This is a genomic window from Pseudomonas sp. MN1F, assembly GCF_009391885.1.
GTDB lineage: Bacteria > Pseudomonadota > Gammaproteobacteria > Pseudomonadales > Pseudomonadaceae > Aquipseudomonas.
The window spans coordinates 39,170-51,585 of record NZ_VZII01000007.1 but is presented as its reverse complement, the minus strand read 5'-3'; the positions used below and the strand labels follow the sequence as shown (position 1 = coordinate 51,585).

The following is a 12,416-nucleotide window of genomic DNA, read 5'->3' as shown; positions in this document are numbered from 1 at the left end:
TTTGCGCAACAAAAATGTTGCGTTCTGGGTGCGTACCATTTCAAGGTTTACCTCGGTAATCGCCAGACGATTTTCCCGGACCATGGAGCCAAAGAGATTGGCGAAGGGCTCAGAAGAAAGATCCTCAAAGACCTGGGCCTGAGCGAATGTTGAAATCAGGGGAGAGCACAATGACCTTCGAATATCCAGTGATCATCCACCGAGAGACGGGCAGCGTCTGGATCAGTTGCCCGGATGTGCCTGAGATGTCCAGTGCAGGCGATACCGAGGAAGAAGCCCTTTTCGATGCTGTTGACGCCATGGAGTCGGCGCTTTCGTTCTACGTTGACCAGAAGATAGCGATACCGCTACCTGCATTGAGATTGGCTGATCAGCCTGTCGTACGCTTGCCGGCCCTCACGGCGGCGAAGGCAGCCCTATGGAATACCATGGTAGAGCAGAAAGTGAGCAAAACAGAGATGGCGCGGCGGCTGGGTGTCAATCGCCCTCAGGTTGATCGCTTGGTGGATCTGTTGCATCGATCCAAGATCGAGCAGGTCGAGCATGCATTACATGTGCTCGGTCAGCGAATCGAACTCGCGGTCGTCTCTGCTTGATGCATCCTCGGAAGAAAAAGCCGCCAGTCCAGGCGGCTTTTTATCACTAGCGCCCCGGCACCAGCGTCAACCGTTGGCTACCATAGGTCCGCCCGAAGTTCTGCGGCTGCAGCGGCAGGCTCATGAATCGCCCCTTGAACCAGGCGTCCAGCCCATCGCTGTAGTGCGAGCTGGCCGGGTTGCCCGACTGGCCGTTACTGGTCAGTACCTGCAGCGGCTCGGCCTGGCCGAAGTCGACGATCATTCGCGCCGAGGCCGGCAATCGGGTATCGAAGTCGCTCCCCCAGGCATAAGGGGCCAGGGCCGGAGTGCTGAAGTCGCCACCGGCGGCCATCGGCGAGCGACTCATTGCATCGCCCAGGCCGTGGTAGGCAGGCGCCGGCCAGCGGTACTGGTGCAGCTTGCCCCATTGCCAGGCGCGTTGGTCGCTGCCCAGTTGCGCGGTGCCGGCATCCACGGCGGCTGCCAGGCTGCGAGCGAGGATGGCCGGTTTGTCTTCTTTTTGCGGCGTGTTGCGATCGTCCCAGAACGGGCTGTCGTCGCGGCCCAGCAAGTGGTCGGCCTGGGCCGAGTACGACAGGCGGGCGTTGCTGACGAACGCCTGCCAGGCGGGGCTCGACTCCGGGCCGAGGTCGTCGAGGAAGGTCTGCCGGGTCACTTCCTGAAGGAACAGCTCGTACAGCGCGGCATCCGCCGACACCGGGCTCAGCCGGCCATCAAAGGCCTTCAGCCGGGCCAGGGTGTCGCGCGCCTTGTCACGCTGGGGCGCAGGCAGGGCCTCGATCGCTTGCTTGAGCGGCTGGGCCATGCCGGGGGCGTTGAACATCTGCTTGAGCTTGTCGGCCAGCAATGTCACCTGGTCGTTCTGCAGGGCCATCAGGCTGCGGCTGTCGTGACGGCCGTTGCCGGCCAGCTGGCCCAGGCGTTCGGCGCGCTCAGGGTAGTACCAGGTGCTGGACAGCTGCATGCCGTAGCCACGCGGCAGGCTGCGCTGGTTGGCGTGGGCGATCCAGCCGGCCGGTGGGTCCTGGTCATAGGGATGCAGCATCGGGTCGGCATAGCCATCCCAGTCATAGCGCCCGTCCCAGCCCGGCGACGGCAGCAGGCCCTGGCCTTCGCGGCGGTTCGGGTAGCGACCGCTGACTTGCCAGCCGATGTGTTCGGGCTCGGCGAAGACGAAGTTGAGTGCGGCAGTGGCGACTTCACGGGTGCTGTCGAAGGCGCGCTCGACATTTTGTGCGCGGGTCAGGTCGAACAGCGCATCGAGGCTACGGTCGCCCTTGAGCTGTGGCAGGCTCAGGGCCAGGCCCAGGTTGGCGTTCCCCGCCTGGGGCAGCAGGGTGCCGTGGCGGGTGTCGTACATCACCTCGCGCACTGGGCGCTGGCCACGGACGAAGAAGGTTTCGCTGCGGGCGCGGGCTGGCAGCCACTTGCCGTCGGCCAGGTAGGTCACCTGGCTGCCGGCGCGGCGCAACTGCTCCAGGTACAAGTCCTGATTGTCGGCCATCACCGCGCTGCTGCTCCACGCCAGCTTGCCGTTGTAGCCGGCCAGCACGATGGGCAGGCCCGGTAGTGACAGGCCGCCGACCTGATACTTGCCGGTGTGGATCTGCACCGGGCTCAGGGCCCAGGTTGCGCGGCTGTCACTGGCCAGCAGGCTCTTGCCGCTGCGGCTGCGTTGCGGGCCCAACGCCAGGTTGGCCGAACCGGGGCTGCCGAGCAGGTCGAGGTCGGCGAGTTTCTGGCTGGCTGCAGCCAGCGCGGGCAAACCTGGTAGCTGGCTGCTCAGGTTCAGGCCTTTGAGTTTTTCCACCTCGGCCTCGGCCAGGGGCTCGTCCGGTGCGCCGGGCAGCAACCAGGGCAGCTTGTCGTTGCCGACCTTCTGCGCCAGGGTCAGGGCGCTGAGTTCTTCCTGCAGGTTTACCGACTGGCTGAAGGCATACAGGCTGAAGATCAGTGCCGAGTCTTCAGGCTTCCAGTATTCCGGGCGATAGCCACTGCTGGCCAGGTTGGCCGGCAGCTTGTCGCGGTAGCGGAACAGGTAGGCGTTGACCCCGCGGGCATACACCTCGAAGAAGCGCTTCAGGCGTGGCGAGGCGTCGGCGTACTGCTGGGCAGCGCTTTGCTTGAGGTTGGCGGCGCGCATCAGCCGGTCGATATCCAGCGCTTCGCTGCCGGCCAACTCCGCCAGGCGGCCCTGGGCGAGCAGGCGCATGGCGAGCATCTGCTCGATGCGATCGCCGGCATGCACATAGCCGAGGGTAAACAGGGCGTCATGGAAGCTGCTGCTTTCGATCAGTGGCGCGCCCATGGCGTTGCGCCGGACCGAGACATTCTGCGCCAGGCCCTTGAGCGGCTGCACGCCGGTGGTCGGTGGCACGCTGTCCTGATAGCCACCCATCTGGCAGCCGGCGAGCCCGAGCATGCCGAGCAACGTGGCGGCGGCGCTGAGCCGCGGGCGGAAGGGAGGAAGGACGGGGGCGGCCATGACAAGGGCTCCTGCAAGGCGTGGCGGGTTCGAAAGGCGCTAAGGTAGTGAGCGCGCAGGCGCCATGCAAGGTGCGGTGGAGCTTTATTTACCAGCGGTACCTGCACCGCCGTCATCGCCGCTGCAGGTACCTGCGTTCAAAGGATCAAGCGCCGTGGCACTTCTTGAACTTTTTCTGGCTGCCGCACGGGCACGGGTCATTGCGGCCGACGTCCTTCAGGGCGTTGCGCACCGGCTCCTGGTGGCCGTGATTGCAGTGCGGGCCGTGTACATGGCCGTGGTCGTGATCATGCTGATGATCGTGACCGTGGTTGCAGTCCGGGCCATGAACATGGGGTTGCTGGGTCATTGCAGGGTTACTCCGGTATGAGATCGCCGGGGATTATCTCACCACTGCGCGACAAGTGCAGGTCCTGATGGAAGATCAGCCCGGTCTCCAGCTCGCCCTGCAGGCGGTAATGCAGCGGCTGCCCGCTCTTGAGCAGCTTGGCCAATGGCTTCAGGTGCTGCCACAGGTTGGTCCGCGCGGTGATCTTGAAGGTGCGTCGGGCATGCCCGCCGACGCTGCGCCAGAGGCTGACTTCGTCCTGAGCCAGCAGCAGGTCGTCGAGCCACACCGAATAGCTCAGGTTGCGAATGAACAGGCGGCTGTCGTTGGGGTTGTCGACGCGCAGGTGCAGGACGAATTCCTGCTGCAGCAGCCGCGCCTTGACCGTTTCCACCTTGTCCAGATGCAGTTCCGGCTCGCGCGTATCATCGTCGCCCCAGCTCGCGCAGCCCGCCAGCAGCGTCAGCAGGGCGCTGAGCAAGAGCAGGCGGGTGGCGGCAATCATGTTCAGTTACCGACGTAGCTGGCGCAGCATTTCTTGAATTTCTGCCCGCTGGCGCAGGGGCAGGGGTCGTTGCGGCCGGCCTTGAGCGCAACCGTAGGGTCGATGAAGTACCAGCGCCCCTCATGCTGTACGAACGCAGAACGCTCGCGGTGCTGATGGTCACCCTCATGGTCATGCCAGCGTGCGGTGAAGGTCACGAAGGCGTGCTCGGGCTGGCCACCGAGTACCTCGGCGTTTTCCACTTCCAGGCCCAGCCAGGTGCTCTGGGCGCTCCATGCTGCCATGGCAGCGCGGTCCAGCCCGTCCTGCTGGGCCGGCAGGGTGGTGGCTACCAGGTAGTCGACCAGCCCCAATACATAGGCGCTGTAGCGCGAACGCATCAGCGTCTGGGCGTCGGGAGCCGGGGTGCCGGCATGGTAATGCCCACAGCAGGCGTCGAGCAGGTTGCCGCTGCCACAAGGGCAAACCGAGACACTCATCATCACCACCAATACTTGCCGAAGTTTTCAGGGTTGGCCCAGAACTGTGAGGGGCATGGTGGCAGGCCAAGCGTAGCGGGCTTCATAGAGGACCTCAAGGGATTTGGTGACAAAGCTGGTGACAGTGTTGGTGACAGTTGACCAGACCGCAAGGGCGAATTGACTGGGGTCTTTATGGCGCCCACAGGCACCCATGCGATGGCCTACGGGGGAACCTGCGCGGTATTGTTTATTGAGGTGGTCGCTCAGATTTTTCTGTCAGATTCTTGCAGGGCCTACCGGCGACCACACGACCACAGCCAGAGGGCCACACGGACGACCAGACAGGCCCAGCAGATGGCCTGTAAGTAGTCCATGGGGTTCTCCATAAGCGGTTAGGGTTGGAGCGAACGATGAAAGCTGAGGTCGGTCAGGCCAAGCTGTTGGGCGACCTCAAGGAGCGCTTCGTAGCTATCAGGCCAGCTTGCTTGGTGGGGATTATCTGACGCACCGGATTGGAGCAAGGCATAACAAAGCGCTGCGTAGGGCGTCAGCGAGGTAACGGCAATCTTGGTGACCACTCGTTTGCTTCTGTAGGTGTAACAAAGCGTGAAGCTCATCAGGCGCCCTACACATACCGGAAGGACGGCCAGAGTAAACTGTCCTGTGCCAATAGCGGAAGACTGCCAGTTAATCAGCGGACACGCTTTAGGCCCAGCTCAGCGGCTCTCTCAGGTGTCAGATTGCCTCTCGCTACGGCGGCCCGTAGACCCTTCTGGGAGTTCCTGTGAGGCCGCTTGATGGCGCTCCAGTCGCACTTATCATTGAAGATTGAACGCTCAAGGATGGCGGCGCTATGGTCATTGCCCATGCTGCGCATCTTGTCGGCGACCAGTACGGCCACCTCTGGCATCTCAAGGATGGCCTCGAAGGCGTCATAGACCATTGTCTCGAAGTCTTCGGAGACCCAACCGGCATACGCCAGGGTTGCCCTCTTGGTGGCCTGAGTAACAGAACCAGCACGCCCTTTGTTTAACGAACCGATATTTCCGGTTTGTTCCAAGGACTTGGCCTTCTTGGTGTCTACCCACTTACCCGGCTGTTTACCTTTCGGCAGCTCCAGGGTCTTCCAGATGTCTGTCAGGTCCCATTGGCCCGCATCGTTGGCCTTGAAGGCTTGACCCTCGATGATGATGACGTGGGAAGCGTGCTTGTGTTTGATGTCGATGGACATGGTGTCGTGACTCCTTTTGATTGCTCCCTGAGTTCGCTCCCACAGGCCAGCACAGAGACCCACAACACGAGGGACTGGCAGGTGGCACAGGGGGCAATCAGAAAGACTCTGTTAGATGGATGCCCAGCGACGGGCGAATAGATCATCCGGAGATTTCCGGAAGGTGAAGCGGGCCCCTGCCGATCACTCTCGGGTCGGTCTTACGGGGCATCTAAAGGCAATCCCTTAGGTCAACTTGATGTTGGTGATCATCGGGAAGGCCACAGTCTCGGTCTGGAGGCCGTCAGCGGTCAGCTTTACCCGGACCTTGCCGTTGGCCACGATGTCCACCACAGCCATGATCTCAAGGTCCCAGCACTGGTGATTGCCGTTGCGTGTCGCCTCGATCTTCCATATGTCACCGTTGGCACGCTCACGGTAGCTAAGGCTGGTGAACATCTTCGGCAACAGGAACAGACCATGATCGGTGCCGTTGTAGGGCTGAACGCCTGCGCCAATGAGGGTCTCGATATCCTCTACGCCAGCACGCTGAGCAGCACGTTCAAGTACAGGCAGCAGGGATACAGGCAGCAGGACCACGAAGTCAGCCAGAGAGGTGCCTACGGTCTGGTTGATGTTCATGGTCAGGATGTCGATGAGGTCCTCAGCGATTTCTACAGGCTTGCCGGTTGGCTTGGCCTCGGAGATGCTTTCGGTACTTGGAGCAGTCGAGAGAATCGCAGCGATCTTCCCAGCGGCGCTCAGTTCGATGTCCCGAAGGATCTTGTCAGCGGTCTGCGCTAAGGAGCCCTCGGTGAAGCCTGCTTGAATGTTGTGGTCGAGGATGGTGGCACGGTGGCTGATGACCAGGGCGGTATCAGTCGCCTCGGTGAAAATCATAGACCCGGCCAGGACTTCGCCCTTGTCGATGGTCTGGTTATCCCAGTTCCTGCGAGGGTCGAAGGTGACAGTACGATCAGCCATGGCGATGATTTGCTGACCAGTAGCCTCAGAGCCAGCCGGACGGAACTCACAAGGGGTTCGCTCCATAGCTTCCTCTCGCCACTCGTCGCCGTTCAAGTATTCCTCAGCGGCATCTACCAGGGCTTGCACATAGACAGACGGATCGGTGGCCGCTTCGGTCTCAGCTCGGACATCGGCAGTATTGAAGCGAATCGACCCGGTGTTTCCATCCACGATGGCGGTGGTGTAGGTCGAAGGTTTGACGTATTGGTTTGGCTTGAACATGGGAATGGGTCTCCTGAATTAAATGAAGTGGGATGCGGTTGGATGTCGAGGCTTACCAGCCAGCATTACGACGATTGGCAGCACGGACACGCTCGCCTTGCTCTCGAATGGCAGCCGCTCGGTCTTCCCTGTCTTTCTTCGCCTGAGCCAGTTCACGGGGCGTCCATTCGCGGAATCGCTCAGCGTGGGCATCGGCCTCAGCTTGTCTACGGGCCTGCTCACGGGCCTTCTCTACCTTGTCCGAGGCGTACTCTCGGGCGACCTCGGGGACCGCTGAGAGCGACAGACCGGCCTCATCGAAGGCCTTAACGACCTCGAATTGACGGCCCTTCACGGTGCCGCATTGGGCGACCAGCATGGGCAGCATGATGTTCTCGGCGTACTCACGGGTCAGGGTCTGGCCGCATACGGTGACTTCGTTTTTCAGGACTTTGGTGATTTTGATTTGCATGGTGTAGGGACTCCTTGCGGTGACCCATTCGCTCAGCCTTGGCGCCATAGACGCGCACGACAAGACGGCAAGGAGAGAGCCGCGTGGGCATCTTCCAAGGCTGACGAATAGGTTCTTGATTTGGGTTGGATGTTGCTGATGCTGGATCAGGACATGGCGGGCCTGGGAGGGCATCTTTGAGTTATCAGTGAGGCGACACTGAGTTATTGCAATGGGCGACCCGTGAGGACCACAGGAACGCCACGGACGGTCCGGTAAAGACTGAGTAAGTCGAGACCAGTAGCAGCCGACACGGCCTCAAGGGGTTCCATGAGGTACGCCCCAAGTCTGCCCGACACGAATGCCGTAGCCGCCTCTGGGCTCTGGTTGGAGAAGACGTTAAGGTTCTTCAAGTCGAACACTGCGAGGCGGGTACGACCATTCAACATGGCCGCTTCGATGGACAACAGGCGAGTAGCATGGGCTGAACTGAGACCATCTAACTTGAAGTGGTAGCGCATAGGGCCTCCTTAAAGATGGACTTGGAGAATAGGGATTATCATGGTCGCCAGACCAATCCCTAACTTAGAGAAATCTAAAGATAAAGAATAAGGATTTAATTAAAGATAATAATTATAGGGTTACTCAATGAGTAATCTTTAAGATCTTTAAGTTAAAGGCCCCCGTGCAACTTGAGCAATACACGGTGGCCCCAATCCCGTGCAAGGTCTCCCAGCGGTGTCCTCCATGGACATCGGCTAACGGGTGACAATATCAAGCTGCGCTCCTTCCTACTGGAGCCAGACATCCCGCGTAGGGGTCTGCTTACCGGGGAACGGTTGAGCGCTTGGCGTGCCTCCCATGAAGGGTGGTCGCACTGGTCGTCTCGGTCGTCTCGGTCGCCCGTGGTGGGCGGTAGGAATCTGGAAGGGCATCTCAGAGAAATTTATTTTGTTCTCTGGGTGCTCTCCCAATAGTGAGGGTCTAATAACTTCCTATTGACATGAGCCCACTACTTATGATTGGCGCCTACTCGTTTCTTGCGAATTCACCGTGTGACTCTTTGCGCCGTGTCTTCAGGTAATTCTTGGCTGCCCTGATGTTAGCCAGCTCGGACACGTGAGGTTCGCCATTGATCGACACTTGGACTCGATACCAGCCGTTGGGCAACTTCGAGATCCCTTTTGGAAGATCGGAAGACTTTGCGTACCTTCTGGAGTTCCACTTGTTTTGTTGCTGGGTACAGGCTCGGAGGTTTTCAACATTGTTATTGAGGCAGTCACCATCTCGGTGATCGATAACAAGTTCAGCCGGGTCAATTCCAGTGTGCATATAATAGATGACTCGGTGGGTACGATAGAACTGGCCGTTGAACTGCATACGGTAGTAACCATCTGAGCCGAGGCTAACGACTGGGCCTACCCGGCCATTGCGGCCAGTTGTGGCTTTGATACGGGACAAGCCCGAGGGGCTCGCTGGGTCGATCTCGTAGCGGGCCTGAAGGTCGGCCAGGGATGGCATTGCGGTTGGGTTGAACATGGTAGGGTCCTCCTGAGGGTTGGTTGGGTGTCTCCCAATAGTGAGGACAAATTGACCCAGTATCAGAAATGACCAAAACAGATTGAGCAGTCACGACCCAGCAGCAAGAGGCCTTAACGATCTCCTTGAGTTCAACCACCTCACCGCGCAGGGCTTTCAGCTCATCCATGATGCCCACGGCTATCGGGTTGTCCGACTCAGCCGCGTTGTACGAGCCGGTCTTGCGGATGGTCGGAGCCACTTCATCAGCTATCCACGAGCGGAAGTCATTGGCGGATTTCAGGTCACCTCGCATGAGCATCTGATAGACCCAGCTTTCAGTGCCCATCCACGAATTAACTTGGATGACCGAGCTATTGGGGCGGCCTACCAATTGTTGGTAGACCCCATCGACATTCTTACAGTCTCCCAACGAGTGGTAGACCGACAGAACCTCTCGGAACTGGATGAGACCCTTAACGTCCGCATTGTGCGACCGGAAGGAGGAAACAGCGTTGCTTGGGTTCTTCAAGCCAACCGCTCTGGCCACCTGGGTTGAGATGAACAGCAGCTCATGCTCAGGGTGACCCACCAGGACATCCAGCTCGATGCCCATGAAAATGCGTTTCTCAAAGCAGGCCTACCGGCAAGCGGTAGACCCTTCACTTCTTGGGCTTCCCTTGCAAAGCGGATACCGCCCTACGCGCAAAGGACAGCACTACGCCCCAGCGAGTCCCGTAGATTTCACGTAGGAACGCGGTACGGGTTACTTGGCGACCAGGGCGAACGCCTTCACGAGCGCCTCATGGATAACCTTCACGGGCAGCCTCTGGGTCCTCGCATAGAGGTCATTGGTAATGTTTCCAGCACTATGCCCAGTGACGGCCTGCATGATCGCCTCTGGAGTCACAGCGGCCTTCATGAGCCCAGAGATGGAGTGCCGCAGCGAGTGGAATGACTGGTCACCACCAGCTTTCAGCCCCAGAGGTTCCCTGAGGGCATCGTTGAGTGGCTTGTTGAAGTAGTGTTCTTTTTGCTTGAACAGGCGTCCTTGGTTCCCCTTGACCCACTCAAGGAAGGCCGCAAGGGAGAAACCATAGGCCCCATCGACCAGCGGAACGAGCCTCACGGAGAACGGGGTCTTCACCGACTTGCCCGTGTTCTCGTCCTTGTTGATGTCGATGACCGTGATGCCATCCACCTGCCTCACGTCCTCTTGAGTGAGCTGGTAAAGCTCCCCAATGCGAAGCCCTGTGAGGACCCCAAGGGACAATGCCCAGCGCTTCCAATCATCCACAGGCAGGCCGTTGGCGTGGTCCATCAGGGTCGCCACTTGCTCCCGTGTTATCGGTTTACGGGTGCTCTCAGCGCCTCGCTCGATCTTTAGGCCCTTGTCGAAGGAACGCTCAAGAAAACCATTGTTAACAGCCCAATCCATGACAGTTGATAAATGGCCCAGCAGCTTGTTAATCGTCAGCGGCTTACGGCCTTCCACGACCTTTTCCTTGAGGGCGACCATATCGGCCCTCGTGTGGGTCCTGAGGTCCAAATCTCCAAGGAGGCCGCTGAGAACTCGACAGTTGGAGCCAATCGTATCCAGCGTGGAGTCGGTGACGTTGCCCTGGCGCTCCTTGAGGAACATCTCGGAGAGGCCCTTGAAGGTGATCGGGTCATGGGACAGTAATACAGATTGGGACGGAGAAGGGGCCACAGGCGTGCTACAAGACAGCTCCCCAATGATCCCTATGAGTTCCTGAGGGCGACCCTCCAGACGATCCTGAGCAGCTCTAAGGACCCGCTGGCCTGTGCCGATTGCCCTGTGCTGGGTCTGAGTGAACCGACCAAGCGAGGCAGCCTCAGCGAGGTGGTCGCTCATCTGGTCGTAGAGTTCCATGTAGAGGCCCCGTGAGTCCTCGCTATGGCCCTGTAGGGCGTCCTCAGCGATCTCCTTGAGCCGCTCCTTGAGGTCCTCCCACGAAGCCTCAGGGCGGTCGAGGTGGAAGACAGCCAGTGTCTTGAGGATGTCCTTGGAGAACTGCATAGCGGTTGGCCTATCGGTGGAGCGGAGAGAGAGGGTGAGGCTACGCGATGAGCAACCCCGTGGACGGACTCGAAGGTAGTAGATCCCTGAGCGTCGATAATGCCAGACAGAAAGGGCCTGAGCTGGTCGTTGGTGACAAGGCTGGTGACAGGCTGGTGACAGTTGGCCCTGCTCTGGCGTAGCGCTGATAGTGTTCATGGTGAGGTAAGCCCTTGATATTCATGGGTTTACCACCAGTACTTCCCAAACATTTCCGGGTTGGCCCAGAACTTGGCGTTGAGCCAGTCCGGGACCTGCTTGTAGTCATGTAGATCATAGGTGAACAAGCTCAATACCTGCTCATCACGGCGGAATTTCTCGCTGGCCGACAGCGCGAGGGAGAAGAAGTCGGTGTCTTGCCACCCGCAGGCGGGCAGGTCGGCCAGTACGGCAACCCGGCTTGCGTTGAGGTTGCGGATGCCGCCCAGCAGTTGCAGGCCGGTGCGTTTGGGCAGGTGTTCCAGGCAGTCCACCAGCACCGCCAGGTCGAAACGTTGCGCAGCCAGCACAGCCGGCAATGGCCCCGGCGCACAGGTTTCGATGGTCACCTGGGGGTGAGCCTGGGCAAAGGCCTCCAGGGCCGGGAAGCGGGTGCCCACCAGCAGCAGGCGCTGCGGGGTGAAGCGCTCTAGCAGGGCGGCCAGGGCTTGTTGCGGCGTGCGCTGGGAAAAACCGTCGGTCATTGCCAATCCTCGTTCAAGTCATCCAAGACTAGCGGGCTGCTGTCCGCCGGCATAGAGGCAAGTGGCCGCGTCGTGGCTTATTGCTGGCAGGGATGGATTGCGCGGTCTTTACTCCCATAGATCGGTCTTATGCCGATTCCCCTAGGAGAAGCTACGAAAATGAGCATAGTACGCACAGCGTTACCCCTGGTACTGCTCACCAGTGTGTTGACTGGTTGTGCAGGTTTGCAAAAAACCGACTGGCCCAAGTGCGCTGCCGTCGGGGGCGTCGCCGGTGCCGGCCTGGGTGCCATCGAGAGTTCCAGCTGGGCTGGCTGGGGCGCGCTGCTCGGTGGTGGCCTGGCGGCAGGCTATTGCTGGGCTCACGGCGATGGCGACGAGGACGGTGATGGCGTGCCGGACAGCCGTGACAAGTGCCCGCATACGCCGCACGGCGTGAAGGTCGATGCCAATGGCTGCCCGCCGCCGCCACCTGTGGTCGAGGAAGTGGTTGTACAGAAGGAAGAAGTGATCGTCATTCGTGATGTGCACTTCGAGTTCAACTCCTCGCGCCTGACTGCGGCCGACAAGGAGCGCCTGAACACGGTTGCCACGCGCTTGAAGCAAGAGGCCCCGAGTGCCCGTCTGACCGTGACCGGCCACACCGACAGCGTGGGCTCCGACAAGTACAACCAGAAGTTGTCCGAGCACCGTGCCCACTCGGTAACCGATTACCTGATCGAAAGTGGTGTGCCTCGCTCCAGCTTCGTTTCGGTGGTAGGTGCTGGCGAAACCCAGCCAGTGGCAGACAATGCCACGGCCGAGGGGCGTGCCATGAACCGTCGTACCGAAATCAAGATCCAGCGTTGACGCCTCGGCGCCCGCGCCTT

At 60.0% G+C, this 12,416-nt stretch carries 13 protein-coding genes; 2 read left to right on the top strand and 11 right to left on the bottom strand.

The window, feature by feature from the left end; all coding sequences use genetic code 11:
* The first annotated feature begins 170 nt into the window (after nt 1-170).
* Nucleotides 171-596 (top strand): type II toxin-antitoxin system HicB family antitoxin, encoded by a 426-nt coding sequence (locus F6X59_RS03140; protein ID WP_152954464.1) that lies wholly within the window; start codon nt 171-173, stop codon nt 594-596.
* A gap of 46 nt (nt 597-642) precedes the next feature.
* On the opposite strand, the gene F6X59_RS03135 is transcribed toward F6X59_RS03140, so the two are convergent.
* The 11 genes from F6X59_RS03135 to F6X59_RS03085 form a co-directional block, all read right to left on the bottom strand.
* Complete coding sequence (locus F6X59_RS03135) at nt 643-3,084, bottom strand: penicillin acylase family protein (protein ID WP_152954462.1); 2,442 nt, start codon at nt 3,082-3,084, stop codon at nt 643-645.
* 145 nt (nt 3,085-3,229) lie between these two features.
* Complete coding sequence (locus F6X59_RS03130) at nt 3,230-3,433, bottom strand: SEC-C metal-binding domain-containing protein (protein ID WP_060486211.1); 204 nt, start codon at nt 3,431-3,433, stop codon at nt 3,230-3,232.
* Nucleotides 3,434-3,440: 7 nt separating this feature from the next.
* Entirely contained in the window at nt 3,441-3,917 is a 477-nt protein-coding gene (locus tag F6X59_RS03125; RefSeq protein ID WP_152954461.1) for an LEA type 2 family protein, read from the bottom strand.
* A 2-nt stretch (nt 3,918-3,919) separates the two neighbouring features.
* Complete coding sequence (locus F6X59_RS03120; protein ID WP_152954458.1) at nt 3,920-4,396, bottom strand: YchJ family protein; 477 nt, start codon at nt 4,394-4,396, stop codon at nt 3,920-3,922.
* 673 nt (nt 4,397-5,069) lie between these two features.
* Nucleotides 5,070-5,609, bottom strand: a complete 540-nt coding sequence (locus tag F6X59_RS03115) for a hypothetical protein (protein WP_152954457.1) — start codon at nt 5,607-5,609, stop codon at nt 5,070-5,072.
* A gap of 225 nt (nt 5,610-5,834) precedes the next feature.
* Nucleotides 5,835-6,836: a hypothetical protein gene (locus F6X59_RS03110; protein WP_152954455.1), complete on the bottom strand. Its 1,002-nt coding sequence runs from the start codon at nt 6,834-6,836 to the stop codon at nt 5,835-5,837.
* 52 nt (nt 6,837-6,888) lie between these two features.
* Nucleotides 6,889-7,287 carry a hypothetical protein gene (locus tag F6X59_RS03105; RefSeq protein WP_152954453.1) on the bottom strand — a complete coding sequence of 133 codons (399 nt, stop codon included), beginning with the start codon at nt 7,285-7,287 and terminating at the stop codon, nt 6,889-6,891.
* A gap of 1,008 nt (nt 7,288-8,295) precedes the next feature.
* On the bottom strand, nt 8,296-8,646 hold the full coding sequence (locus F6X59_RS28880) for an HNH endonuclease (protein WP_178120026.1): 351 nt from the start codon (nt 8,644-8,646) through the stop codon (nt 8,296-8,298).
* A 25-nt stretch (nt 8,647-8,671) separates the two neighbouring features.
* Nucleotides 8,672-9,400 carry a BRO family protein gene (locus F6X59_RS03095; RefSeq protein ID WP_152954449.1) on the bottom strand — a complete coding sequence of 243 codons (729 nt, stop codon included), beginning with the start codon at nt 9,398-9,400 and terminating at the stop codon, nt 8,672-8,674.
* Nucleotides 9,401-9,550: 150 nt separating this feature from the next.
* On the bottom strand, nt 9,551-10,825 hold the full coding sequence (locus F6X59_RS03090; protein WP_152954447.1) for a site-specific integrase: 1,275 nt from the start codon (nt 10,823-10,825) through the stop codon (nt 9,551-9,553).
* Between the two features lie 227 nt (nt 10,826-11,052).
* Nucleotides 11,053-11,547, bottom strand: coding sequence for a DUF6231 family protein (locus F6X59_RS03085; protein WP_152954445.1), 495 nt, complete (start codon nt 11,545-11,547; stop codon nt 11,053-11,055).
* Between the two features lie 159 nt (nt 11,548-11,706).
* Here F6X59_RS03085 and F6X59_RS03080 point away from each other — a divergent pair, with 159 nt between their 5' ends.
* Nucleotides 11,707-12,396 carry an OmpA family protein gene (locus tag F6X59_RS03080; protein ID WP_152954444.1) on the top strand — a complete coding sequence of 230 codons (690 nt, stop codon included), beginning with the start codon at nt 11,707-11,709 and terminating at the stop codon, nt 12,394-12,396.
* Nucleotides 12,397-12,416: the final 20 nt, after the last annotated feature.